The sequence below is a fragment of the Saccharospirillum salsuginis genome (assembly GCF_014651855.1).
Taxonomy (GTDB): domain Bacteria; phylum Pseudomonadota; class Gammaproteobacteria; order Pseudomonadales; family Natronospirillaceae; genus Saccharospirillum; species Saccharospirillum salsuginis.
The window spans coordinates 117,311-140,966 of the sequence record NZ_BMXR01000013.1 but is presented as its reverse complement, the minus strand read 5'-3'; the positions used below and the strand labels follow the sequence as shown (position 1 = coordinate 140,966).

General features: G+C 60.2%; 23 protein-coding genes and 1 rRNA gene. 12 read left to right on the top strand and 12 right to left on the bottom strand.

The features are described from left to right. From IE111_RS21070 to zapE, 4 genes are all read right to left on the bottom strand, one after another. A 16S ribosomal RNA gene (locus IE111_RS21070) occupies positions 1-320 on the bottom strand; the annotation flags it as partial. A gap of 527 nt (positions 321-847) precedes the next feature. Further along, a complete protein-coding gene (locus tag IE111_RS21065; protein ID WP_189612562.1) occupies positions 848-1,909 on the bottom strand; it encodes a glycosyltransferase family 4 protein in 1,062 nt (353 codons plus the stop codon). Next, entirely contained in the window at positions 1,906-2,745 is an 840-nt protein-coding gene (locus IE111_RS21060) for a glycosyltransferase family 2 protein (RefSeq protein ID WP_189612560.1), read from the bottom strand. The genes IE111_RS21065 and IE111_RS21060 overlap by 4 nt, the downstream gene beginning before the upstream one ends. A gap of 25 nt (positions 2,746-2,770) precedes the next feature. Continuing rightward, complete coding sequence (gene zapE / locus IE111_RS21055) at positions 2,771-3,874, bottom strand: cell division protein ZapE (RefSeq protein WP_189612558.1); 1,104 nt, start codon at positions 3,872-3,874, stop codon at positions 2,771-2,773. A gap of 167 nt (positions 3,875-4,041) precedes the next feature. Here zapE and IE111_RS21050 point away from each other — a divergent pair, with 167 nt between their 5' ends. From IE111_RS21050 to cysN, 3 genes are all read left to right on the top strand, one after another. Beyond that, complete coding sequence (locus tag IE111_RS21050) at positions 4,042-4,548, top strand: Z-ring associated ZapG family protein (RefSeq protein ID WP_189612556.1); 507 nt, start codon at positions 4,042-4,044, stop codon at positions 4,546-4,548. 93 nt (positions 4,549-4,641) lie between these two features. Continuing rightward, positions 4,642-5,550, top strand: coding sequence for a sulfate adenylyltransferase subunit CysD (cysD, locus tag IE111_RS21045; RefSeq protein WP_189612554.1), 909 nt, complete (start codon positions 4,642-4,644; stop codon positions 5,548-5,550). A gap of 29 nt (positions 5,551-5,579) precedes the next feature. Further along, positions 5,580-7,199, top strand: a complete 1,620-nt coding sequence (gene cysN / locus IE111_RS21040; RefSeq protein WP_189612552.1) for a sulfate adenylyltransferase subunit CysN — start codon at positions 5,580-5,582, stop codon at positions 7,197-7,199. 145 nt (positions 7,200-7,344) lie between these two features. Here the strand turns inward: cysN and IE111_RS21035 are convergent, their stop codons facing one another. Then, positions 7,345-8,094 carry a Nif3-like dinuclear metal center hexameric protein gene (locus IE111_RS21035; RefSeq protein ID WP_189612550.1) on the bottom strand — a complete coding sequence of 250 codons (750 nt, stop codon included), beginning with the start codon at positions 8,092-8,094 and terminating at the stop codon, positions 7,345-7,347. Positions 8,095-8,145: 51 nt separating this feature from the next. Here IE111_RS21035 and IE111_RS21030 point away from each other — a divergent pair, with 51 nt between their 5' ends. After that, positions 8,146-9,261 (top strand): S1C family serine protease, encoded by a 1,116-nt coding sequence (locus tag IE111_RS21030; protein ID WP_189612548.1) that lies wholly within the window; start codon positions 8,146-8,148, stop codon positions 9,259-9,261. Between the two features lie 7 nt (positions 9,262-9,268). Here the strand turns inward: IE111_RS21030 and malZ are convergent, their stop codons facing one another. From malZ to IE111_RS20995, 7 genes are all read right to left on the bottom strand, one after another. Next, the gene (gene malZ / locus IE111_RS21025) at positions 9,269-11,089 is read right to left on the bottom strand and encodes a maltodextrin glucosidase (protein ID WP_189612546.1); all 1,821 of its coding nucleotides are present in this window, start codon (positions 11,087-11,089) and stop codon (positions 9,269-9,271) included. 460 nt (positions 11,090-11,549) lie between these two features. Continuing rightward, positions 11,550-12,647 (bottom strand): histidinol-phosphate transaminase, encoded by a 1,098-nt coding sequence (hisC, locus tag IE111_RS21020; protein ID WP_189612544.1) that lies wholly within the window; start codon positions 12,645-12,647, stop codon positions 11,550-11,552. After that, positions 12,640-13,947 carry a histidinol dehydrogenase gene (hisD, locus tag IE111_RS21015; protein ID WP_189612542.1) on the bottom strand — a complete coding sequence of 436 codons (1,308 nt, stop codon included), beginning with the start codon at positions 13,945-13,947 and terminating at the stop codon, positions 12,640-12,642. Before hisD ends, hisC begins: the two co-directional genes overlap by 8 nt. After that, the gene (gene hisG, locus IE111_RS21010; protein WP_189612540.1) at positions 13,944-14,597 is read right to left on the bottom strand and encodes an ATP phosphoribosyltransferase; all 654 of its coding nucleotides are present in this window, start codon (positions 14,595-14,597) and stop codon (positions 13,944-13,946) included. Before hisG ends, hisD begins: the two co-directional genes overlap by 4 nt. Before the next feature lie 295 nt (positions 14,598-14,892). Further along, a complete protein-coding gene (gene murA / locus IE111_RS21005; RefSeq protein WP_189612575.1) occupies positions 14,893-16,155 on the bottom strand; it encodes a UDP-N-acetylglucosamine 1-carboxyvinyltransferase in 1,263 nt (420 codons plus the stop codon). 3 nt (positions 16,156-16,158) lie between these two features. After that, positions 16,159-16,401, bottom strand: a complete 243-nt coding sequence (locus IE111_RS21000; RefSeq protein ID WP_189612538.1) for a BolA family protein — start codon at positions 16,399-16,401, stop codon at positions 16,159-16,161. A gap of 134 nt (positions 16,402-16,535) precedes the next feature. After that, positions 16,536-17,207: an MlaC/ttg2D family ABC transporter substrate-binding protein gene (locus IE111_RS20995; RefSeq protein ID WP_189612536.1), complete on the bottom strand. Its 672-nt coding sequence runs from the start codon at positions 17,205-17,207 to the stop codon at positions 16,536-16,538. 195 nt (positions 17,208-17,402) lie between these two features. On the opposite strand from IE111_RS20995, the gene IE111_RS20990 reads away from it, so the two are divergent. From IE111_RS20990 to IE111_RS20955, 8 genes are all read left to right on the top strand, one after another. Further along, positions 17,403-18,362, top strand: coding sequence for a calcium/sodium antiporter (locus IE111_RS20990; RefSeq protein ID WP_189612533.1), 960 nt, complete (start codon positions 17,403-17,405; stop codon positions 18,360-18,362). Further along, a complete protein-coding gene (locus tag IE111_RS20985; RefSeq protein WP_189612531.1) occupies positions 18,359-19,330 on the top strand; it encodes a KpsF/GutQ family sugar-phosphate isomerase in 972 nt (323 codons plus the stop codon). Before IE111_RS20990 ends, IE111_RS20985 begins: the two co-directional genes overlap by 4 nt. Further along, on the top strand, positions 19,330-19,908 hold the full coding sequence (lptC, locus tag IE111_RS20980; RefSeq protein WP_189612528.1) for an LPS export ABC transporter periplasmic protein LptC: 579 nt from the start codon (positions 19,330-19,332) through the stop codon (positions 19,906-19,908). The genes IE111_RS20985 and lptC overlap by 1 nt, the downstream gene beginning before the upstream one ends. Further along, positions 19,889-20,437 carry a lipopolysaccharide transport periplasmic protein LptA gene (gene lptA, locus IE111_RS20975; protein WP_189612526.1) on the top strand — a complete coding sequence of 183 codons (549 nt, stop codon included), beginning with the start codon at positions 19,889-19,891 and terminating at the stop codon, positions 20,435-20,437. The genes lptC and lptA overlap by 20 nt, the downstream gene beginning before the upstream one ends. Beyond that, a complete protein-coding gene (lptB, locus tag IE111_RS20970; RefSeq protein ID WP_189612524.1) occupies positions 20,438-21,163 on the top strand; it encodes an LPS export ABC transporter ATP-binding protein in 726 nt (241 codons plus the stop codon). A gap of 48 nt (positions 21,164-21,211) precedes the next feature. Beyond that, a complete protein-coding gene (locus tag IE111_RS20965) occupies positions 21,212-22,714 on the top strand; it encodes an RNA polymerase factor sigma-54 (protein ID WP_189612523.1) in 1,503 nt (500 codons plus the stop codon). Positions 22,715-22,892: 178 nt separating this feature from the next. Further along, positions 22,893-23,198, top strand: a complete 306-nt coding sequence (hpf, locus tag IE111_RS20960; RefSeq protein ID WP_189612521.1) for a ribosome hibernation-promoting factor, HPF/YfiA family — start codon at positions 22,893-22,895, stop codon at positions 23,196-23,198. 2 nt (positions 23,199-23,200) lie between these two features. Beyond that, positions 23,201-23,656: a PTS sugar transporter subunit IIA gene (locus IE111_RS20955; protein WP_189612519.1), complete on the top strand. Its 456-nt coding sequence runs from the start codon at positions 23,201-23,203 to the stop codon at positions 23,654-23,656.

Here is a 23,656-nt window from a genome sequence, read left to right as displayed (position 1 = left end):
GTCTCAGTCCCAGTGTGGCTGATCATCCTCTCAGACCAGCTACGGATCGTCGCCTTGGTAAGCCATTACCCCACCAACAAGCTAATCCGACGCAGGCTCATCCAATAGCGAGAGCCGAAGCCCTCTTTCCTCCGCAGAGATTATTCGGTATTAATCCGGATTTCTCCGGGCTATCCCCAACTACCGGGCAGATTCCTACGCGTTACTCACCCGTCCGCCGCTCGACGCCTCCTAGCAAGCTAGGATCGTTTCCGCTCGACTTGCATGTGTTAGGCCTGCCGCCAGCGTTCAATCTGAGCCATGATCAAACTCTTCAGTTCAAAATATGCACCCTGCCGAAGCAGACTGCTTTATCTTGGCTCGTTCGCAAGCGAACCCGACAAAAGCCGGATTCACGCCTCTCAGAATTTCTGACAGGTCACTTGTCGATCGAGAATGCCCAGCAAGCTGAGCTTCTATTTGTCGACCCACAAGCGCCCACACGAATTACTTGATTCCCAATGTTAAAGATCGACGCAAGCGGCTGTAGGCTTGCGTTTGAAGAGGCGCGTATTCTACGCCTCCGCTCGTTGTTGTCAACTCCTTTTTTCTAAAAATCTGTTAAGAATCAGTTCTTTAGAGAGTTGACCGAACCGCGCCTGAGCGCCGGTTTCGAGCGGCTGTCGGTGACAGCGGAGGCGCATTATAGGGGAGAGATTTTGAGAGTCAACGCGTTTTTGAAAAAAGCTTACCAGGGTCGGTAGCGTTGAAACGCCGCCATCGGCTGGCACCGAGACCCGGTCAACTACTTCGGTGGGCCGTGCCCACCCTTACGAGGAGTTATGCCGGTTGTTGAGGACTTGAGGGTTCAGCGCCGGGAGAGCCAGGCGTAGTAGTCCAGCAAGGCCTGCGCTTCACGTTCAACGGTATAGTCCCTGAGCACTGTTTGACGCCCCCGCTCGGCCTGTGTCCGGCGCTTCACGGCATCCGTCATCAATGATTCCAGACGATCCGCCAACTCGCGACCATCATCCACCGGAATCAGATAGCCGTTTTCTCCATCGCGAATGATGTCGGGCCAAGCGCCGGCTTCGGTGGCAATCACGGCCGCACCGCTGCTCATGGCTTCGAGCACGGTCAGTCCGAAACCTTCATTGCGACTCAAGGCTGTGACGATGGACATGGCCCGAAAATGGTCCGGAATCCGGTCGAACGGCAGTTTGCCGGTGAACACGACCCGGTCTTCCAGACCGGCTTCTTTCAGGCGCAATTTTTGACGCTCGACAAACTCGGCCTGGTCCTGGGTGATTTCACCGACAATCACCACGGTGAAATCCGGATGGTCGGGCAGGACCTTCAGTGCGGCGTCGATCAGCAAATCCACCCCCTTCTGGTGACGCACCCGGCCGAAAATGCCGATGCCGTATCGGCCCGGCAATTCCAGCTGTTGCCACAGTTGATCGCGATCCTCCGCTGGATGATAACGCTCGACATTGATGCCGTGGGGAATCAATTGGTCCGGCGGGGTTGGCATATAGTCGGCGGCGGCGGTGCAAGTCGATAACAACCCGTCCATCCGGTTCATCAGAAACCGGGTTACCCAGGTCTTGCGACGCTGGGCGGTCGAGGTGAAGACGATGCGCAGGCGCGCACCGAGGGCTTTCAACAGCAGCGCCTGAATCATTTCGTCGTTGCGGCGCGCATGGAAGACGCGCGGTCGACCGTCCGGCAGTGGACGGCGGGCCAGTCGCAGCAATCGCCAGAAGGAAACGCTCGGCACATCGGCCGGCAGGTGGTGACCACCCAGAACGACCAGGGAGACCTTGTCTTTTTGCACCTCCAGGACCTGCAACATGGTGCTGGTGACGCCGGAGAAGCGTTTATTGGAGTTGCCGAGAATGACCTCGATATTCGGATCCAGTGCCGTCATTCGGGTTTGTCACCTTTTGCCAGGCCGAACGGGGTCCAGTCCCGTCCGGTCGAACGAACCTCCTTGCGCAGCGCATAGTTGCGCTCCCAAATCTCCGGCTTGGCGTATCCGCGTTTGTGATCGAGGTGCACGCAGATGGCCTGGTAGCGGATTTGTTTCGATGTCAGGCCGTGATTCCACAGTCGTTCGCCCAGCTCGCGGTCGAGGCCGCCGTATTGCATGCGCTCGTCGAACCCGTTCACGGCCAGCAGGTCGCTGCGCCAGGTCGAACTGTTCATACCGTTCCAGGTCGCTTTGGTCGGGGTCAGGCGACTCAACCAGGCCGCCATTCGCGCCGACTCCACCAGCTTCCAGAGTTTGTGATTCCTGGGCTGTCCCCGGGCGACCAACCAGTCACGGCTAAATGGATGCTGCGCCTGGATGTCTTCGGCTGTGATCGCCAGGGAAACCGGCATGGTCAGCTTCAGGTAACCACCGGAGAGAAAGGTGTTCGGCCGGGCTTCGCGACGGTGTACGGCGATGAAGTCCGCCCGGGGAATGCAGTCACCATCGGTAAAGATGAGATAATCGGCCTCGGTTTGGGCGATGGCCTTGTTGAGGATCTCGGTCTTGCGGAAACCGTCGTCTTCATGCCAGACATGCCGGATTCTGAGCCGACTCCGTGCCCGAAACCGCTCGATCAACGCTCGGGTTTCCTCGCCGGATCCGTCATCGGCGATGATGGTCTCGAAGTCGGTGTCGGTCTGGCATTCATAGCCGGTCAGCACCCGTTCCAGCCAGAGCGGGGAATTGTAGGTGGTGATCACCACGCCCAGTGTGAAAGCGGGTCGGTTCATGGGTGCATCCTCGGGAACCATCGGGTCAGCCCCGATGCTCCCTGGCCAGGTAGTCCTCGGACTGCATTTCCTGCAGGCGACTGATGGTGCGCTGAAATTCGAAACCGAGTCGACCGTCTCGATACAGTTGCTCGATCGGCGCTTCGGCCGTCATCAGCAGCTTGACCTGCCGATCATAGAACTCATCGACCATATTGATAAAGCGTCGAGCCATGTCGTCGTTCTTGCCGTGAAAGACCGGGACCCCGCTGACCAGAACCGCATGGAAGCAGCGGGCGATCTCGATGTAGTCGTTCTGGCTACGCGGACCGTCGCACAAGGCCCTGAAATCGAACCAGGCGACGTCCTCGCATATACGGCGCACATGGATATTCCGACCCAGGACGTCCAGCGCGTAGTCGTCTTCGGCCTCCTCCAGGTCGGGGGCCAAGCGGTTGAAACTGGTTTCCAGGGAGGTCTCGGCGGATTCATCGAGGGGTGAGTGAAATATCTCAACCTGCTTCAGGGTGCGTAGCCGGTAGTCAATCCCGCCATCCACATTCAATACGCGGGTGTGCTTGTTCAACAGGTCGATCGCCGGCAGGAACCGCGTGCGCTGCAGCCCGTCCTTATACAGGTCGTCCGGGACAATGTTCGACGTGGCCACCAGGGTGACGCCACGCAGGAACAGGGCTTTCAGCAAATTGGCCAGGATCATGGCGTCGCCGATGTCGGAGACGAAGAACTCGTCGAAACACAATACCCGGGACTCGCGGGCGATTTCGTCGGCGACCGGCTCAAGCGGGTTGGCTTCGCCCTTGTGGTCCTTCAATCCCCGGTGAACCCGGCGCATGAAGTGGTGAAAGTGCATCCGGCCCTTGTCTTCGAACGGCAGGGTGTCGAAGAAGGTATCCATCAAATAGGTCTTGCCACGACCGACACCGCCCCAGAAATAGAGGCCGGTAACGGGTTCCGTCGTCTTTCGGAACAAACGCCCCAGGCGGCCGGTCAGGCTGTTTTCCTGTTCGCGCTGTGCCAGTAATTGGTCGAAGAGTGACTGCAGAGCCTTGACGGCTTCTTCCTGAGCCGGATCATGGGAAAAGCCGGGTTTTTCGAGGTCGGCCTGATAGCGGGACCAGGGGGTGGTCATCGACAACTCCGAGCTGGGGATCAGGGCCGGGGATTTTACGGCATCAGGCCGGACAATCAATGACCCCGGGGCACAAATGTTTCCAGACGTAAGCACGCTCGTCTGGCTTATACTTTTAACGCTGTACCTTTTTTCGACCATCGACTTGTTTATCAACGGAGACCGTCATGCTGCAATTGGACTGGATTACCCTCTTGGCCGCCCTGCTCGCCGCTTTCATCATCGGTGTGGTGGTCAGTCGTCTGTGGATCAAATCCCGGGGCGAGGACTCGGAGAGCCTCAAGCGGCAGCTCGATGATCTCAAGCGTCAGCATCAAAACTACCAGGTCAGCGTCACCGAGCATTTCAACCGGACCACAGAGCTGATCGACAACCTCAACCGAAACTACAACGCCATCCGCGACCACCTGAATCGCGGCGCCGACGAGCTGATCGCACCGGAATACCGTCTGGAATCGGCCCGGGCGGCCAGCCATGAGGACTTACAGAACCTGGCGCCGGCCACGGAATCCGAATCGGAGTTCGACACCCCACGCGACTATGCCCCCAAGGACACTCACGAAGAAGGAACACTGTCCGAAACCTACGGTTTGCGGCGGGAGCAGTTTTTCGAGGAGACCGAATCCGACACCGAACAGGATGAGGTAGAACCGGGAGCTAAGAAGACGCAATAGATCTATTCTGAAATGATCTTATAAACGTAACAACAATAACAAAAAGCTTTGATATAGTTCGTCCAGATTGGAAACCCTCGAAACGGACGAACTATGTCAAACGACGTCTTTACCCATCTGCAACAGCTCGAAGCGGAAAGCATCCACATCATCCGCGAGGTCGCCGCCGAATTCGACAACCCGGTCATGCTGTATTCGATCGGCAAGGATTCCGCGGTCATGCTGCATCTGGCCCGCAAGGCCTTCTTTCCGGGTCGCATCCCTTTCAAGTTGATGCACGTCGACACTGGCTGGAAATTCAAGGAGATGTACGAATTTCGGAACAAGATGGCCCAGGATTTCGAACTGGACCTGATTGTTCACCGCAACGAAGAAGGCATTCGCCAGGGGATCAACCCCTTCGATCACGGCAGCGCCAAGCACACCGACATCATGAAAACCCAGGCTCTGAAACAGGCCCTGGACAAATACAAGTTCGATGCGGCATTCGGCGGCGCGCGCCGGGACGAAGAAAAATCCCGCGCCAAGGAGCGGGTCTATTCGTTCCGCGACCGCAATCACCGTTGGGATCCGAAAAACCAGCGTCCGGAGCTGTGGAACATTTACAACGGCAAGATCAACCGGGGTGAGAGCATCCGGGTTTTCCCGCTGTCCAACTGGACCGAGCTGGACGTCTGGCAGTACATCCATCTGGAAAGCATCCCCATTGTGCCCCTGTATTATTCGGCCGAGCGCCCAGTCGTCGAACGGGACGGCATGCTGATCAACGTCAACGACGACCGCATGAAGCTGCTGCCGGGCGAAGAAATTCAGTACAAGAAGGTCCGTTTCCGCACGCTCGGCTGCTATCCGCTGACCGGCGCCGTCGAATCCGAGGCGGACACTCTGCCCGACATCATCCAGGAAATGCTGCTGACCACGACCAGTGAACGTCAGGGCCGCGCCATCGACCACGATTCCGCCGGATCGATGGAGAAGAAGAAACAGGAAGGCTATTTCTGACCGGTTCAGCATGTGAGGACACCCGAATAATGGCACACCAATCCGATTTGATCGCTCAGGACATTCACGAGTACCTGAAGCAACACGAACAGAAAGAATTGCTGCGGTTTCTGACCTGCGGCAGCGTCGACGACGGCAAATCCACCCTGATCGGGCGTTTGCTGCACGATTCAAAAATGATCTACGAAGATCAGCTCGCCGCCATTGAACAGGACAGCAAGAAGTCCGGCACCACCGGCGAGAAGATCGACCTGGCGCTTTTGGTCGACGGCCTGCAGGCCGAGCGCGAACAGGGCATCACCATCGATGTTGCCTACCGCTACTTCTCGACCAACAAACGCAAATTCATCATCGCGGACACGCCGGGACACGAACAGTACACCCGTAACATGGCGACCGGTGCCTCCACCTGTGACCTGGCGGTGATCCTGATCGACGCCCGTTACGGCGTCATGACCCAGACGCGTCGCCACAGCTACATCGCCCACTTGCTGGGCCTGAAACACGTCGTCGTGGCCGTGAACAAGATGGACCTGGTGGATTTCAGCGAGGAACGGTTCGAACAGATCAAGGCGGACTATCTGGCTTTCCGCGAACAGTTGAATCTGCCCAACACCCACTTCGTGCCGATGTCCGCGCTGGATGGCGACAATGTGGTCACCCTGAGTGAGCGCTCGCCCTGGTACCAGGGTCCGACGCTGATGGAACTGCTGGAGAACATCGAGATCTCGCGGGATCGGGACACGGCACATTTCCGTCTGCCGGTGCAGTACGTCAACCGCCCGAACCTCGATTTTCGCGGGTTCGCGGGTACCATCGCCTCCGGCATCGTCCGTCCGGGCGACAAGGTGGTGGCGATGCCCAGCGGCCTATCCTCGACCGTCGAGCGCATCGTCACCTTCGAGGGCGACCTGGACCATGCCTTCCCGGCCCAGGCCGTGACCCTGACGCTGGCCGACGAAATCGACGTCAGCCGGGGCGACATGCTGGTCGGAGAGCACGAAACACCGCTGGTTTCCCAGGCCTTCAAAGCCAAAGTGGTGTGGATGCACGACGATGCCATGGTGCCCGGCCGACAGTACGACTTTAAAGTCGGCACCCAGTCCGCCACCGGCAGTATCAGTCAGTTGCACCGCCAGATCGACGTGAACACCCTGGAAAGCCATCTGGCCGACCAGTTGCCGTTGAACGGCATCGGTGATGTGACGCTGCAGTTGAACAAACCGGTCGTGGTCGACCCCTATGGCGTGAACCCCTATACCGGCGCCTTCATCATCATCGACCGGTTAACCAACATCACCGTCGGTGCCGGCATGATCGATGACGTCGCCGAGGTGCACGACGCCCATCCGGTGACCGAAGCCGAGCGCAATGCGCGTTATCGTCAGAAGCCGGTGTCCCTGGTGTTGGCCGTGGACAATGCGGCCGAGCAGGCCGTCGAGCTGGAACGTGCTCTGTTCGACCTCGGTCATGCCTGTGTCATCGTCCGGCCCGAAGACGCGCTCCAGGTGGCGCCCTATGTCGAAGCCGCCGGTCTGATCGCCATCATTGCCGGGAACACCGAAGCGCCGTTCGGGTTCAAGGTGGATGATGCGTCGCCCAAGGCCGTGATTCGCCTGCTGCGCGAGCATGATGTACTGGAAGACTGACCCGGGGTAGGCCACTGCTTGTTACTGTAGGAGCGCAGGCCCCTGCGCGATTATGTTCGACTCATAGCCAGGGTATGGATGTCGCGCAGGGCCTGCGCTCCTACTCCGAGTAGTTAAGTGCGTACCTGCAGAACGATTCCGGAATTCAAACCGGGATCGGCAAATCGATGAACTCGACCGATACTCCGAATCGCTGAGCCAGATGACGGCCCAGCGCCTCCGGCCCGCCGCGTTCGGTGGCATGGTGACCGGCGGCGTAGTAGTGCACCCCACTCTCCCGAGCCAGATGCACCGTCGGCTCGTTGATCTCACCGGATACGAACGCATCCACTCCGGCGTCGATGGCCTGCTGCAGGAAACTGTGCGCGGCGCCCGTGCACCAGGCGATGGTTTCAATTTCATCCTCGTTCTCGCCGACGTGGATGACGTCGAATTCCATGGCGTCGATCAGCGCGGTGCGCAGGCTGGCTCCGGTCTCGGGTCCGGACGTACGTCCCATCAGCGCCAGCGTACCTTCAATTTCACCGGTGATTTCCCACCCCATCTCACGCGCCAGCTGAACGTTGTTGCCGACTTCCGGGTGAGCGTCCAATGGTAGATGGTAGGCGTACAGATTGATGTCGTGTGCCAACAGCGCCGCCAGTCGATTACGCTTGATGCCGGTCACGGGCGACGGTTCGCCTTTCCAGAAATAGCCGTGATGCACGACGATGGCATCTGCCTGACGCTCGATGGCTTCGTCGATCAATCGCTGACTGGCGGTGACCCCGGTGACGATGCGACGGATGTCGGATTTGCCGGCCACCTGGAGACCGTTGGGGCAATAGTCCTTGAAGGTATCGGGTTGCAGAAAATCCGTCAGATAAGCGGTCAGGTCATCCCGGTGCAGGGTCATGGTACACTCCCGGTGGTTGTCACTGTTCAAATTCGTGAAATCAATGCTGCCATGAATGTACATCAAAGTCTTCGATTCTGGCTGGCCCCAGCGGTCATCGGTCTTGCCGCCGGTTTGTTGATTGTCTGGAATCTGCCCGACGCTAAGCCCAAAGTCCAACTTGTGCCTGAGCCGCCCCCGACCCGGGAAGCGCTGGAACAAACCATTCCCAGCTATGCCGACGCCATCGAACGCGCCCGGGCGAGTGTGGTAAGCATCTACACCAACAGTACCGTAACCGAACCGCTCAACCCCCTGTTCGACGATCCCTTCTTTTCACAGTTCATGCCGCAACGCCAGCGTCAGCAAACCAGCCTCGGATCCGGCGTAGTACTCGACCGGGACGGTCATATTCTGACCAATGCCCATGTTATTCGAGATGCCGAGCGGATCGTGGTGGTGAACTCGCAGGATGAGGAACGGGCCGCCCGACTGATCGGTGAGGACCCGGACAGTGACCTGGCCGTTCTGCACGTTGACGGTGGCACCCTGCGACCCATCCCGATCGATACCGGCTACCGGGCGCGAGTCGGAGATCTGGTGTTCGCGGTGGGCAATCCTTTTGGTGTTGGCCAGACCGTTTCCATGGGCATCGTATCGGCGACCGGACGGCATCAACCGGGGCTCACCCGGTTCTCCGATTTTATCCAGACCGATGCCGCCATCAACCCGGGCAACAGCGGTGGCGCATTGATCAACGCGCACGGTGATCTGGTGGGTATCAACACGGCAATCTTCTCCAACACCGGCGGCTATCAGGGCATTGGTTTCGCCATTCCCTACGCGCACGCTCTGGACATTGCCGATCAGATCATCGAACAGGGTCAGGTCATGCGGGGCTATCTCGGCATCGATGTTCGCACGCTTTCGCCGCGGGAACTGAACCAACTGGGCTTGCGTACCCGGGCGTTCGAGGTCGTGGATGTCATCGAAGACAGCCCGGCCGCGCAAGCCGGCCTGCAAGCCGGCGACCTCCTGCTCGGTATCGAGGGGGAACCGTTGTCCAGCCGGGAAGCAGCCATCAGCATCATCGCCAACCATAAACCCGGCGACACTCTGACCCTGGCACTCGCCCGTAATCGACGGATGTTCGAGGCCGACGTCACCCTGGGCAAGCGGCCGGAGTAAATCGGGCTCAGTCGGCCTGTCGACGCCACAACACGGTCGACCTGGCCGGCAACCGGAGCGACAGGTTCAAGTCGGCCCGGCCCAGTTCGCCCCCGCCTTCGAGGCATTGCCATTGTCCGGCCAGTGGTGTCAAACCGTCGGCGACGACCACATCGCGGCCTTCACCCCGGTTAACAGCCACCAGACACTGCTCGCCGGCGAGCACTCGAGCGAACACATAAACATCGCCCTCGGCATACAGGTCGATCAGAGCCCCGGTCTGCAACGCTTCGGATGCCCGGCGATATCGAATCCACCGCTGAGTTGCGCTGAATGCCGCCGACGACCAGTCGTCCCGATCCCACGGGAAGCTGCGCCGGCAATCGGGATCATCACCGCCCGGCATGGCGATTTCGTCGCCGTAATACAGACAGGGGGCACCAATGTAGGTCATCAACAAGCCAATGGCCGCCTGAAACAGTGCCGCATCGTCGTTCAACATGGTGATAAGACGGCGGGTGTCGTGACTGTCCAGCTGATTCAGCTGCGCCTGTTGCTGGGCGAACGGAATAGCGGCCCGCGCCTTGGCCAGCCAGCGGGCGAGACCGGCGGCATCCAGCCGGATCGGATCATAGGCGATGTCCAGACCGGCCAGGAACGCCCGTACCGGATGGCCAAAGCCATAATAGTTCATCGCACCGTCTTCCTGATCGCCCTGAAGCCAGGGGGTCGCTTCGAAAAAATGTTCGCCCAGTAAATAGGCGTCCGGATTGTGTGACTTGATCGCGTGTCGCAACCCGCGCACATGGTGGTGATTGTTCCGCGCACCCGCACCCTCGCCCAACATGTGGATCACATCCATCCGCCAGCCATCGATGTTGTAGGGCGGCCGCAGCCAATGTTTGATCACCGAATCCTCGCCGGTGATGAAGGTTTCCACATTGGCGGGATTGGCGAAATCCAGCACCGGCAGGCTGTCGTGCCCCTTCCAACTGGCGTAATGTGGCTGTTCATTGTCGTCGCCCTGGAACACATACCGCGCCCGGCACTCCGCATCACCCTGAAGCGCCCGCTGGAACCACGGATGATAGACACTGGTGTGATTGATCACCGCATCCAGCATCAACTTCATGCCTTTTTCGTGCAGCCGATCGCTCAACGATACCAAAGCTTCATTGCCGCCCAGATGCGGATCGACGGTGTAATAATCGACGGTGTCGTACTTGTGGTTGCTGCGCGAGGTGAACACCGGGTTCAGATAGAGCGCGGTCACCCCCAACTCGTCGGCCAGGTAATCCAGTCGTTGCTCGATCCCCGGCAGGTCGCCCCCGAAAAATTCCACCGGCCCCTGATGAGCCAATGGCGCATCGCCCCAACTGCGACGCTGGGCGGTCAGGCCATGCAGATAATCATAAGCATCCGTCTCGGGCGTGGTATTCGGATCTCCCTCGGCGAAGCGATCCGGAAAGATCTGGTAGAACACCTGCCTCGATACCCAGTCGGGTACCTGGTGATCGGGTAGATAGCGGAACATCTGGTTCAGCGTCGGTACGCCCTCGTCGAGTCCGAGCGCTCCGTACCATAACAACCGGTCCGACCAGACCAGTTTGAACAGGTAGCGCATCTGAACATCGGGTTCCGGTATTTCGATCTCGGCCTGGTACCAAGCCCAGCCGTCATGAGCCTCAACCCGGGTCATATCGGTTAACGCTTCTTCGTTATCCGGTTCGGTGCGCAGGCGTACGATCTCGGGTTGAACGCCGCCCACGGCCAGTTTCACGACAATGCGGTCGCCGTCACGGGTCAGATAGCCGGGTATGGCCTGATGGAATGCCAGAGTGGCGGACATAAGAGCAATTTCCTCGTACATGAGGGGTCATTAAAGCAGAGGCTGCCCGGGGTTGAGAGGCGGAAAAACCTTGGGGGGCGGAGTTCCGGGGGTTGGGTGGGAACACGTGTAGGGCAGAAGAGGCCAAAGGCCGTTATCTGCCATTCGGGACAGTGCCAATGAACTCCCCCATGGTTGTGTCGTCTTCCAGCGGCAGATAACGCCCTTCAGGCCCGATGTGTCGGACCACTTCTGTCCTACGTTTGGTGCCAGGATTTTTTTATGTAGCAGCGTGAGTAGTGAGGGGCGCCGGGGTTCCCTCCGGCGGACGTCGGCCCGCAGGGATGCGGGCCGCCGAGCTTACATGGACGTACTTGCTGCGGTCCGCCGGAGGGAACCCCGGCACACCTCACGGATGCCTGGCAACCAAGCTAACCCGGCAAGGGTCGGCCCAGGCAATAAAACATCCCGGTCCCTGAAATTATCCAAGGATCCCCTGAAGTGCCTGTACAAGTGCCGAATTTTCCTCGGGACTGGAGACATTGATGCGCAGGCAGTCGGCCAGTAGCGGATGGGCGCCATCGAGTTTCTTGATCAGGATGCCAGCATCCTTCAGGGCCTGGTGGATGACCGGTGCCTGGCCGGGTTCGGTCCGCACGAGCAGGAAGTTGGCTTCGCTTTCGAAGACGGTCAGTCCCGGCAACGCCTTCAACGCCTGGTACAGGTCACTACGCAGGGTGACCAGTTCCCGGGTCTGCTGCTCGAACACCTCGAAGTGCTCCAGCGCGAAGGTCGCGGTCAGTTGGGTCAAACTGTTGATGTTGTAGGGCAACCGCAGTTTATTGACCTGCTCGATCCAGCTCGGGTGGCCAATCAGGATGCCCAGGCGCAGACCGGCCAGGCCGACCTTGGACAGGGTCCGCATGATCAGCAGGTTCGGGTAGTCTTCTAGCCAGCCGAGGTAATCGGCCTGGGTGAAGGCGGTGTAGGCCTCGTCCAGTACGACCAGGCCCGGTGCGGCTTCGATGATGCGACGCAGTTTCTCATCACCCCAGAGGTTGCCGGTCGGGTTGTTCGGTTGCGCCAGGAAGACCAGGGCCGGCTGTTCGCGCTCGATCTTGGCCAGCATGGTTTCCAGGTCGAGCTCGAAGTTGGCCGTGAGCGGCACGCCGACGTAGTCCATATCGAGGTATTGGGCGATCATCCGGTACATGACGAAACTCGGTTCCGGCGCCAGAATGGTGCGACCGGTGCCGGCCAAAGCCATGGCGATCAGTTGGATGAGTTCGTCCGAACCGTTGCCGAGCAGGATGTCCCACTCTTCGCCGATGTTCATGACCTCGCGCAGGCCGGCTTTCACCTTGGGGGCGTCCGGATGCGGATAACGGTTGACGTCGGTGCGGCCGAGCCAGTCGGCCCATTCGTGGCGCAGAGCGTCGGGCCAGGTATAGGGGTTTTCCATGGCGTCCAGCTTGATCAGGCCGGTCGCGTCCGGTACCGGATAGGCGGCCAGCTTTTGAATGTCGGTGCGTACCCAGCGTTGTACCTGGGTATCGACCAGGTCGCGTAAATCACTCATCGATGCGTTTCTCCGCGCTGCGGGCGTGGGCGGTCAGTTGTTCGCCCCGGGCCAGAATCGAGGCGACAGCGCCGAGCGTTTTGGCCCCTTCCGGCGAGACGCCAATGAGGGAGCTGCGCTTCTGGAAGTCGTAGACGCCCAGCGGCGAGAAGAACCGGGCCGTGCCACTGGTCGGCAACACGTGGTTCGGGCCGGCGCAGTAGTCGCCCAGGGCTTCCGGAGTGTGGCGTCCGAGGAAGATGGCGCCGGCGTGACGGATGGCCGGCAGCCAGCTTTCCGGATCGTCGATAGACAGTTCCAGGTGCTCGGGGGCGATCCGATTGATCAGCGCCTGGGCGTCTTCAAGACGGTCGACCTGAATCAGGGCGCCCCGATCGGCCAGTGACTGGCGAATGACGTCGGCGCGTTCCATTTCGGGCAGCAGCCGGGCGATGGATTCGGATACGGCGTCCAAAAAGGCGCCGTCCTGGCTGATCAGGATGGACTGGGCGTCGGTGTCGTGTTCGGCCTGGGAAAACAGGTCGAGGGCAATCCAGTCCGGGTCGGTCTTGCCGTCGCAGACGACCAGGATTTCACTCGGGCCGGCGATCATGTCAATGCCGACTTTACCGAAGACCTGTTTCTTGGCGGTGGCAACGAAAATGTTGCCGGGGCCGACGATCTTGTCGACGCTCGGCACGGTTTCGGTGCCGTACGCCAGGGCGGCGACGGCCTGGGCACCGCCCATCAGGAAGACCCGGTCGATACCGGCGACATGGGCCGCGCCGAGTACGAAGTCACTTACCTGCCCTTTCGGCGCCGGTGTGGCCATGACGACTTCGGAAACGCCGGCCACCCTGGCCGGAGTGGCGTTCATGATGACCGAGGAGGCGAGCGGCGCGGTGCCGCCGGGCACGTAGATGCCGACCCGGTCCATGGGGGTGACCTGCTGGCCAAGCACGGTGCCGTCGGCCTGGGTGTATTGCCAGCTCTCGCCCACTTGGTGACTGTGGTATTCCTCGACCCGGGCGGCGGCGGTCTGGAGGGCTTCCTGCTGCTCGGTGGGCAGGCGGTCGAAGCCGGCCTGGATGGCGGCCTTGTCCAGAACCAGTTCGGAAGCGCTGTCGACCTCGAACTGGTCGAATTGGCGCGAGAAATCCTGCAGGGCGGCGTCGCCTTCGGTGCGGATACGATGGATGACGTGGGCGACGGTTTCTTGAACCCGGGTATCGGAAACGGACTCCCAGTCGAGCAAGGCGTTCAGTTCCCGGTCGAAGTCGGTGGCGCCTACATCCAGACGGCGAAGTTTCAGTTCACTCACGACGCTTGTTTCTCCGATATGGTACGGCTGATTTGTTCCACAATGGGGTTGATGCGGTCGTCTTTCAGCTTGAGGGCCAGACGGCTGGCAACGAGCCGGCTGCTGATGTCGGCGATGTGTTCGTCGGGCACCAGGCCGTTGGCGCGCAGGGTGTTGCCGGTGTCGACGATGTCGACGATGGTATCGGCCAGATTCATGATCGGGGCCAGTTCCTGGCCGCCGTAGAGTTTGATGACGTCGACCTGGCGGCCCTGTTCGGCGAAGTAGCGCTTGGCGACTTTGACGAATTTGGTGGCGACCTTCATCCGGCCCGGGACCGGTTCGGCGTCGGAGAGCCGTGCGGTCATCAGTTTGCAGCGGGCGATGTTGAGGTCGAGCAGTTCGTACATCTCTTCGGCGCCGTGTTCCATCAGGACGTCCTTGCCGGCGACGCCCAAATCGGCGACGCCGTATTCGACGTAGGTGGGAACGTCGACAGCGCGGATGACGATGAAGCGGACGCCCGGCTGGGTGGTTTCGAAGATGAGTTTACGGCTGGTATGGATGTCTTCCAACGGTTCGATGCCGGCGCTGGCGAACAGGGGCAGTGTTTCTTTCAGGATGCGGCCCTTGGAGAGGGCGATGGTGATGCTGTCGGGTTGCTGTGCCATGGTGTGCCTTTCGTCGTTGGAGGACGTGGTTTAATGCCTATTGTGCCAGTCGTTTGGTTTTGCGGCCCGGGGGTTTGTTTATTACGGTGCCTGGAATCCGGGTCCGCTGCCCGGGATGCTCCTCAGGGGTCGCCGTGGACCCATCCATGGGGGCTTGACCGCAGCATCCATGCTGCGCACATCCCCTGATGAGCATCCCGGGCATCGGTCCCTGGCCTGTCATGCCAATTCTGTCGGTTTCGCACCTTGCCTGGAATTGTGAATTTCCAATCGATGCTATAGCGATGCAGTAGTCCTACCCCGCCACCCGCTTAATCACCGCACCGAGTTGTTGCAGTTTCTCCTCGATGCACTCGTAACCCCGGTCGATGTGGTAAATCCGGTCGACCAGGGTTTCGCCCGAAGCAACCAGGCCGGCGAGGACGAGGGAAGCGGAGGCGCGCAGGTCGGTGGCCATGACCGGGGCGCCGGTGAGTTGCTCGCGGCCGGTGATGACGACGGTGTTGCCTTTGATGCGGGCATGGGCGCCCATGCGCTCGAGTTCGTTGATGTGCATGAAGCGGTTTTCGAAGACGGTTTCTTCGACGGTGCCGGTGCCTTCGGCGATGGCGTTCAGGGTGGTGAACTGGGCTTGCATGTCGGTCGGGAAGGCGGGGTAAGGGGCCGTAGTGATGTCGACGGCTTTGACCCGTTTGCCTTTCATGTCGAGGCTGATCCAGTTGTCGCCGGTTTTGATGTCGGCGCCGGCTTCGCGCAGTTTGACCAGGACGGCGTCGAGGATGGAGGCATCGGCTTCGCGCAGTTTGACGCGGCCGCCGGTGATGGCGGCGGCGACGAGGTAGGTGCCGGCTTCGATGCGGTCCGGGAGGACGGAGTAGTCGGCGCTGTGCAGTTTTTCGACGCCTTCGACGGTGAGGGTGTCGGTACCGATGCCTTCGATACGGGCACCCATGGCGACGAGGCAGTTGGCGAGGTCGACGACTTCGGGTTCCTTGGCGGCGTTTTCGATGACGGTGGTGCCGTCGGCGAGGGTGGCGGCCATGAGGATGTTTTCGGTGCCGGTGACGGTAACGGTGTCGAAGAAGATGCGGGCACCTTTGAGCCGACCGTTCATGCGGGCTTTGACGTAGCCGTCCTCGACGGCGATGTCGGCGCCCATGGCTTCGAGGCCGCGGATATGAAGGTCGATCGGTCGACTGCCGATGGCGCAGCCGCCCGGCAGGGAGACGTTGGCCTCACCGAAGTGGGCCAGCAGCGGGCCCAACACGAGAATGGAGGCGCGCATGGTCTTGACCAGTTCGTAGGGCGCGGTACAGTTACGAATGGTCCCGGCGCGGACTTCGACGCTCATGTCTTCGCCGATCATGACTTCGACACCCATGCACCCGAGCAATTCGATCATGGTGGTGATGTCGTTCAGGTGCGGCAGGTTGCGCACGGTGACGGCGTCGTCGGTCAACAGGGTGGCGGCGATGATGGGCAGGGCGGCGTTCTTGGCGCCGGATACCCGGATTTCACCATCCAGGCGGGCTCCGCCGGTGATCAGTAGTTTGTCCAACAATCAATTCTCCTGCGCGGACCATTCGTCGGGGGTGAACAGGGCCATGGTGACCGCGTGGATCTCGCCGGAGGCGATTTTGTCGTTCAGCACGCCGTAAATGGTCTGCTGGCGCTGGACCGGGCGCTTGCCGGCGAAGATGTCGCCGATGGCACGGACCGAAAATTTGGCGCCACCGCCCTCGACTTCGAAGGTGGTGTCGGGCAGGGCTTGTTCGAGCAACGCTTTGACTTCGTCGGCTGACATGAAACTCTCTGCTTGGAAATGGGTAAAAGGGTGGGCGATTATACGGAAAGTGGGGCGAAATCTAAACGGCGGGGTGTGAACGGTGTCGAAGGAGGCGACGCCGTTCACACCCCGGAAGGCTGCAGCCCGCGCGATCAGCGGAACCGGCTGGTGTCGAAGGCTTCTTCAGTCATGTCTTCCCAGGCGGAGATGGTCGCGTCGAGATCGCCGTTGTGCTTGCGATAGAGCTCGTCGAACTGTGTTTTGAAGGTCACGCCGAGGTTGATGCCGTTGAAAATGACGTTCTGCATTTTCCAGTCTTCGGTTTGGCGGCTGTAGTAGACGCTCTGCACCATGGGGTAGCGCTGCCCTTCCGGCGATATCACTTCCAGGTGCACCCGCGTATTGCGCACGGTGTTGTCCGCGTCATCGGGTCCTTCCACCAGGCGGACTTCGTAGGAGCCGAAGTTGTACATGCCACCGGCATAGGTGTTGACCATGCTGCGTTTGAACACATTGAGAAAGCGAACCTTTTGTTCGCGGGAAGCTTCGTCCAGGGCATCGCCCATGATGCGGCTGACAATGACGGTGTAGCCGACCAGGGGCTCCAGCACTTCGGACACTTCTTCCAAATACGCCTGACGATCCCCCGGAGCCTCGCTGCCGCTGTATGTCTTCACGACATCCAGTACGGCCTGAACGCCTTCGATCACACTCTCGCTGGCGGGTTTACCGGGGGTGAAATCGTCCTCGGCCACGGCGTTCCCGCCAACCATGCTCAACAAGGTCACACTCACTATCCAGTGCAGTATCCTGGCTGCTCTCATGCAGTTCTCCATCGTTTTATGAACACTCTGGGAGACTGTCCGAGAACAGCCTCCTAGGACTAAGCTTAGGGACGAACGCTTCTCGAATCGAGCCCCGAAGGTCACTCCGTTCAGTAAAGATTCAGCCGGATCCCGATTGCATTCCCTCATCAAAGCCCGTTAAATGCGCCGGACACACGGTTTACACGAGGCGCTATGTTGCTGGATGCGACCGCCCTGCTGGCGGGTCTGGTCGGGCTGATCTGGAGCGCGGACCGCTTTGTCGCCGGCGCCGCCGCCCTGGCCCACAACCTGGGAATGTCCCACCTGCTGATCGGGGTCACCATTGTGTCGCTGGGCACCTCGGCTCCGGAAATCCTGGTCGCGGTCAATGCGGCATTGACCGGTGCCAGCGAGTTGGCACTGGGCAATGCGTTGGGCTCCAACATCGCCAATATCGGGTTGGTACTCGGGTGCACGATTCTGGTCGCCCCGTTGGCCATCAATCGCACGGTCATGCTGCGCGAAAACAACTGGATGATGGCGGCGACACTGTTGGCCGGTGTGGCTTTATTCGATCTTTACCTGAACCGACTCGAGTCCGCCGCCCTGGTGTTCGCCCTGGCCATTTTTCTGGGCTGGATCTACCACCGCAGCCGCCAGGCCAAGGCTCCAGCCTTTGAGGAGGAGATCCCGGAAACCGAAACCACGGGCCGTGCCACCCTGCTCTTCCTCGGCGGGTTGCTGCTGCTGATTGTGTCCTCGCGGGTGTTGGTCCGGGGTGCGGTCGGTATCGCCGAAACCCTGGGTATTCCGGAGTTGATCATCGGCGCCACCATCGTGGCTCTGGGCACCAGCCTGCCGGAACTGGCCGCTTCCGTGACCAGCGCGCTCAGGCATAAACCGGACATCGCTCTGGGCAATGTCCTTGGTTCCAATATTTTCAATCTCTTGATCGTCCTGGCCGTCCCCGGTCTGATTCATCCGACCGGGGTCTCCGCCGACCTGTTCGCGCGCGATTATCGTTTCGCGCTCGGCATCACCGCGCTGTTGTTTACATTATTGTGGTGGCAGGGTTGGCGTGGGCGCCCTGTCAACCGCTTTTGGGGACTCGCCTTTGTGGTACTCTATGCGGCTTACGGACTGATCAACTACCAGGCAGCAACGGCTCAATGACCTCCAAACCCGACTATCTGACCTCGGCCCGGCGCACCCTGCGATTGGAAATCGAGGCGCTGCAAGCGCTGGATGCCCATCTTGATGGCGAGTTCGAACACGCCTGCGAACTCATCCTGGCCTGCAAGGGCCGGGTGGTCGTCACCGGCATGGGCAAATCCGGCCATATCGGCCGAAAAATCGCCGCGACCCTGGCCAGCACCGGATCCCCCGCGTTTTTCGTGCACCCGGGCGAGGCCAGCCATGGCGACATGGGCATGATCACCGAGCAGGATGTCGTCATCGCCCTGTCCAACTCCGGCGAAGTGGCCGAAGTACTCACCCTCGTGCCCCTGATCAAACGCCTGGGCGCGGGCCTGATCGGCATGACCGGCAAGCCGGCCAGCACCCTGGCTCAGGCTTCGGACGCCCACCTCTATTGCGGCGTCGAACAGGAAGCCTGCCCGTTGAACCTGGCCCCAACCTCATCGACCACGGCGGCCCTGGTTGTTGGCGACGCCCTGGCCATCGCACTGCTCGAAGCCCGAGGGTTCACCGCCGACGATTTCGCGTTTTCCCATCCCGGCGGCAGCCTGGGCCGTAAATTACTGCTCAAAGTCAGAGACATCATGCACAGTGGTGACGAGCTCCCCCGCGTCCTCCCGGGAACCCTGCTGCGGGATGCCCTGCTGGAAATGACCCGCAAGGGGCTCGGCATGACCACCATCATGGACGACGGGCAACGCCTGATCGGGGTCTACACCGACGGCGATCTGCGCCGAACACTGGATCAGGGGCTGGATCTGCAAACCACCCTCATCGACCGGGTCATGCACCCCGGTGCCCACACCATCGACGCCGACCAGCTGGCCGCCCAGGCCTTGTTCGAGATGGAAGAGCGCAAGATCACCTCCCTGGTGGTCCAGCACGATGGTGATACCGTCGGCGTCATCCACATGCACGACATCCTGCGCGCCGGAGTTGCCTGATGGCGATCTGGTCTCGGCGATTGCTGTGGGCCGCGGCCCTGGGGGTGCTCGCCTGGGTCATCTGGTGGCAACCCGTCGATCGGGAACGCTTGACCACCGACCGACTGGATTTACCGGAAAACCCGCCGGATCTCTACATTCAACAGCTTAACCAGACCCGTTTTGATGAAACCGGGCAGCCGGTGATGCGGACCCGGGCCGACACACTGGCCTACTACGAAGCCGACGAGGAAAGCCTGATCACCGAACCGGTGGTCAACCTGTTGAACGACGATCCGAACCGGTCGGACTGGCGCATCGTGTCCCGGACGGCCACGCTTTACAATAATGGCGATACACTGTTCGAACAGGATGTGGTGGTGCGCGAACAGACCAATGACATGCCCTCCGTTCTCGAAACCGAATGGTTAAAAGTCGAACAGGACGGCGCCTTCGCCACCACTCCCCGGCCTGTTAAACTCACCCAGGGCCCGCAAATCGCCACCGGCGTCGGTATGGACGCGGTTCTGGCGGGCGACGACCCTGTTATCACATTGAAATCCGAGGTAGCCATTCGCTATGAAGCGGACTCACCCTAACTGTATCGGTCGCGCCCGACGTACCCTGCTGGCGCTGCTGTGTGGCTGTACTGTCGCGGCGGGCGTCCAGGCGCTGCCCGAGGACAGCGAACAACCCATGAACATCACCGCCGACCGCGGTACCTTTCACAACAATCGCGGGGAGGCCAACTTCGTCGGGAACGTCTACCTTAAACAGGGAAGCCTGGAAGTCTGGGCGGATACTCTGGACGTGATTCGCAATCCGGAGACCGGCGACATCGAGTTTCTGGAAGCGCACGGCGAACCGGCCCGCTACCAGCAGGTGCAAGAAGTGGGCGAACCGCCGCTCAAGGTGCGCGGCCAACGCATCGAATACAAACCGGACGAGGACGTCATCATCACCGAAGGCCAGGGTCACGTCGAACAGGGCGGCAACACCACCGAGGGGCACTACATCCGGTACAATCTGACGGAAGAGACGCTGGAAGTACGCTCCCTGCGCGCCGAAGGTGAGGATGAAGACGCACCCCAGGCGACCTGGATCCTGCAGCCGGAGGCGGTGGAATAAATGGCCCTGCTGGAAGCGCGCCACCTGGCGAAGAGCTACAAGAAACGACCCGTGGTCCGGGACGTCAGCCTGAGCGTGGAACAGGGACAGATCGTCGGCCTGCTCGGGCCGAACGGGGCCGGCAAGACAACCTGTTTCTACATGATCGTCGGGCTGATCCCGGCGGACAAAGGCGATGTGTTCATCGGCGAACAATCGATCACCAAGCTGCCCATGCACGCCCGGGCTCGCAAGGGCATCGGTTATTTGCCGCAGGAGGCCTCGATCTTTCGCAAGCTGAGCGTCCAGGACAACATACTGGGCGTACTGCAAACGCGACGGGACCTGTCCCGCTCCGATCAGAAAGACCGTTTGGAGTCACTGTTACGGGAATTTAACATTGGCCACATCCGTGAGAGTCTGGGTATGGCCCTGTCCGGTGGTGAACGCCGCCGGGTCGAGATCGCCCGGGCCCTGGCGATGGAACCGGCCGTCGTATTGCTCGATGAGCCCTTCGCCGGGGTGGACCCGATCTCGGTGGGAGACATCAAGGCCATCATTCACCATCTGCGCGACCGGGGAATAGCCGTCTTGATCACCGATCACAACGTCCGCGAGACACTGGACATTTGCGAAAAGGCCTACATTGTGGGCAATGGCCATATCATCGCGGAAGGCACGGCGGAGGATGTGTTGAACAATCCGACCGTTCGTGAGGTATATTTGGGCGACCAATTCCGTTTATGACGGTCCCCCTGGTTTTCACAGCTTGAATTAAGGCGTACAACCACATCTATGAAGACCTCCTTACAACTCAAGATGAGTCAGCAGCTGACCATGACCCCTCAGCTGCAACAAGCCATCCGCCTGCTGCAACTGTCGACACTCGACCTGCAGCAGGAAATCCAGGAGGCTCTGGAAAGCAATCCCATGCTGGAGGTTCGTGAAGACGAAGGCGACAGCGAGCACTACAACAAGGAACAACTGAACGGCGACGCCCGCAAGCACGAAGCCGAGCAGCCGGCCGGCAACGGCGCCGACGATCGCCGGGAAATCGAGATTCAGGAACACATTCCGGACGACCTGGCCGTAGACAGTTCCTGGGACGACATCTACACCCATACCCCGACCAGCCATGGCCTGCCCTCGGGCGACGACGATTTCAATTTCGAAAACGTCTACGGCACGACCGATTCGCTCTGGGACCATCTGAACTGGCAGTTGAACCTGACCACCATGACCGACCGGGATCGTGCCGTCGCCGAGGCACTGATCGAGAGCGTCGACGGCGAAGGCTATCTATCCAGCACGCTGGAGGACATCTTCGAGGGATTGGTCGATGACCTGTCCACCGAAGACGACCCTCTGGAGATGGACGAAGTCGAAGCCGTGTTGCACCGCGTCCAGTTTTTCGACCCGCCCGGCGTCTGTGCGCGGGACCTGGCCGACTGCCTGACCATTCAACTGCAGCAATTGCCGGAAGACACACCCTGGCGCGAGGAAGCGCTGAAGGTCGTCAACAACCACCTCGACCTGCTCGGCTCGCGGGATTACACCCAGTTGATGCGCAAGGCCCGTCTGAAAGAGCCGGAACTGCGGGAAGTCATCCTGCTGATCCAGAGCCTGAACCCGCGCCCGGGAAACCAGATCGAAAGCGGCAAGGACGAATACGTGGTCCCCGATGTCATTGTGCGCAAGGACATCAAGAACAACCGCTGGCTGGTGGAACTGAACCCGGACATCGCCCCCAAGCTGCGCGTCAACGCCTCCTACGCATCCATGGTGAAGCGGGCCGACAGCAGCAGCGACAACACCTATCTGAAAGACCACCTGCAGGAAGCCCGTTGGTTCATCAAAAGCCTGCAGAGCCGCAACGAAACCCTGCTCAAGGTGGCGACCAACATCGTCGAGCACCAACGCGGTTTCCTCGAATATGGCGAAGAGGCGATGAAACCGCTGGTCCTGCACGATGTGGCCCAGGCCGTGGATATGCACGAATCGACCATCTCTCGGGTAACGACCCAGAAATACATGCATACGCCGCGCGGCATCTTCGAGCTGAAGTATTTCTTCAGCAGTCACGTCAGCACCGACAGCGGCGGCGAGGCCTCGAGCACGGCCATTCGCGCCATCATCAAGAAGCTGGTCGCGGCCGAAAACCCGCGTAAACCGCTGAGCGACTCGAAAATCGCCACCCTGCTCGGCGAGCAGGGCATCAAAGTGGCCCGGCGCACCATCGCCAAGTACCGCGAGGCCATGAACATTCCCCCGTCAAATGAGCGTAAGAGTTTGATCTGACTCAAAATTTCCGACTTTCTTTCGCTTGATGGGAACACCGATAAAGAGCATATTGGAGATAGGACAGTAAGGGGCAAAGGATCAGGGACACTAGGGAGCCTCTGAACGACGACTCCCATGCCAACGTCAGCCCGGAGGCACTGGCTGATACGACCCAAACCTGCAAGAGGAGCAGACTATGCAAGTCAACATCAGTGGTCACCACGTCGAAGTAACAGATGCTCTGAACGACTACGTCGCCCAGAAGCTGGAAAAGCTGGAGCGGCATTTCGACCAGATCGGTAATGTTCAGGTCACGCTCAGTGTTGAAAAACAACGTCAAAAAGCGGAAGCTTCGGTCAACATCAAAGGTGCCCAGCTCCACGCCGATGCGATACACGATGACTTGTATGCCGCCATCGATCTCATGAACGACAAACTCGACCGTCAACTGCTCAAGCACAAAGAGAAAAAGGTCGACCGACTGCACGGGAACGCACGTTAACCATGATACAACTGGACCAGGTCCTCACGGCCGATCGAGTCTACAGCGGCTCGTTCGGCGCCAGCAAGAAACGCGTACTGCAAACGCTCGCCGAGCGGATGGCCGAGTCACTGGATGGCGTTACCGACGTCGACCTGTTCGACCAACTGATCGCCCGTGAACGACTGGGGTCCACCGGACTGGGGCAAGGCATCGCCGTGCCCCATTGTCGTCTGGCCAATGTCGACCGCCCCGTGGCCGCACTGGCCAAGCTGGATGAGGCGGTCGACTTCGAATCCCCCGACCGCAAACCGGTCGACCTGCTGTTTGCCCTGGTGGTCCCCGAAGCCGCCACCGAGGATCACCTCAACCTGTTAGCCGCTGTCGTCGAACGCTTCAACGACTCGAGCCGCGTCGACACCCTTCGCAAAGCCCGCTCCACCGAGGAGTTGTTCGAACGCTTCATCAAGGGGTTCTGA

Bases quoted from the DNA above. Each gene is read 5' to 3' on its own strand.
- IE111_RS21065 (WP_189612562.1), bottom strand. From the start codon at position 1,909: ATGACGGCACTGGATCCGAATATCGAGGTCATTCTCGGCAACTCCAAT.
- IE111_RS21060 (WP_189612560.1), bottom strand. From the start codon at position 2,745: ATGAACCGACCCGCTTTCACACTGGGCGTGGTGATCACCACCTACAAT.
- zapE (WP_189612558.1), bottom strand. From the start codon at position 3,874: ATGACCACCCCCTGGTCCCGCTATCAGGCCGACCTCGAAAAACCCGGC.
- IE111_RS21050 (WP_189612556.1), top strand. From the start codon at position 4,042: ATGCTGCAATTGGACTGGATTACCCTCTTGGCCGCCCTGCTCGCCGCT.
- cysD (WP_189612554.1), top strand. From the start codon at position 4,642: ATGTCAAACGACGTCTTTACCCATCTGCAACAGCTCGAAGCGGAAAGC.
- cysN (WP_189612552.1), top strand. From the start codon at position 5,580: ATGGCACACCAATCCGATTTGATCGCTCAGGACATTCACGAGTACCTG.
- IE111_RS21035 (WP_189612550.1), bottom strand. From the start codon at position 8,094: ATGACCCTGCACCGGGATGACCTGACCGCTTATCTGACGGATTTTCTG.
- IE111_RS21030 (WP_189612548.1), top strand. From the start codon at position 8,146: ATGAATGTACATCAAAGTCTTCGATTCTGGCTGGCCCCAGCGGTCATC.
- malZ (WP_189612546.1), bottom strand. From the start codon at position 11,089: ATGTCCGCCACTCTGGCATTCCATCAGGCCATACCCGGCTATCTGACC.
- hisC (WP_189612544.1), bottom strand. From the start codon at position 12,647: ATGAGTGATTTACGCGACCTGGTCGATACCCAGGTACAACGCTGGGTA.
- hisG (WP_189612540.1), bottom strand. From the start codon at position 14,597: ATGGCACAGCAACCCGACAGCATCACCATCGCCCTCTCCAAGGGCCGC.
- IE111_RS21000 (WP_189612538.1), bottom strand. From the start codon at position 16,401: ATGTCAGCCGACGAAGTCAAAGCGTTGCTCGAACAAGCCCTGCCCGAC.
- IE111_RS20995 (WP_189612536.1), bottom strand. From the start codon at position 17,207: ATGAGAGCAGCCAGGATACTGCACTGGATAGTGAGTGTGACCTTGTTG.
- IE111_RS20990 (WP_189612533.1), top strand. From the start codon at position 17,403: ATGTTGCTGGATGCGACCGCCCTGCTGGCGGGTCTGGTCGGGCTGATC.
- IE111_RS20985 (WP_189612531.1), top strand. From the start codon at position 18,359: ATGACCTCCAAACCCGACTATCTGACCTCGGCCCGGCGCACCCTGCGA.
- lptC (WP_189612528.1), top strand. From the start codon at position 19,330: ATGGCGATCTGGTCTCGGCGATTGCTGTGGGCCGCGGCCCTGGGGGTG.
- lptA (WP_189612526.1), top strand. From the start codon at position 19,889: ATGAAGCGGACTCACCCTAACTGTATCGGTCGCGCCCGACGTACCCTG.
- lptB (WP_189612524.1), top strand. From the start codon at position 20,438: ATGGCCCTGCTGGAAGCGCGCCACCTGGCGAAGAGCTACAAGAAACGA.
- IE111_RS20965 (WP_189612523.1), top strand. From the start codon at position 21,212: ATGAAGACCTCCTTACAACTCAAGATGAGTCAGCAGCTGACCATGACC.
- hpf (WP_189612521.1), top strand. From the start codon at position 22,893: ATGCAAGTCAACATCAGTGGTCACCACGTCGAAGTAACAGATGCTCTG.
- IE111_RS20955 (WP_189612519.1), top strand. From the start codon at position 23,201: ATGATACAACTGGACCAGGTCCTCACGGCCGATCGAGTCTACAGCGGC.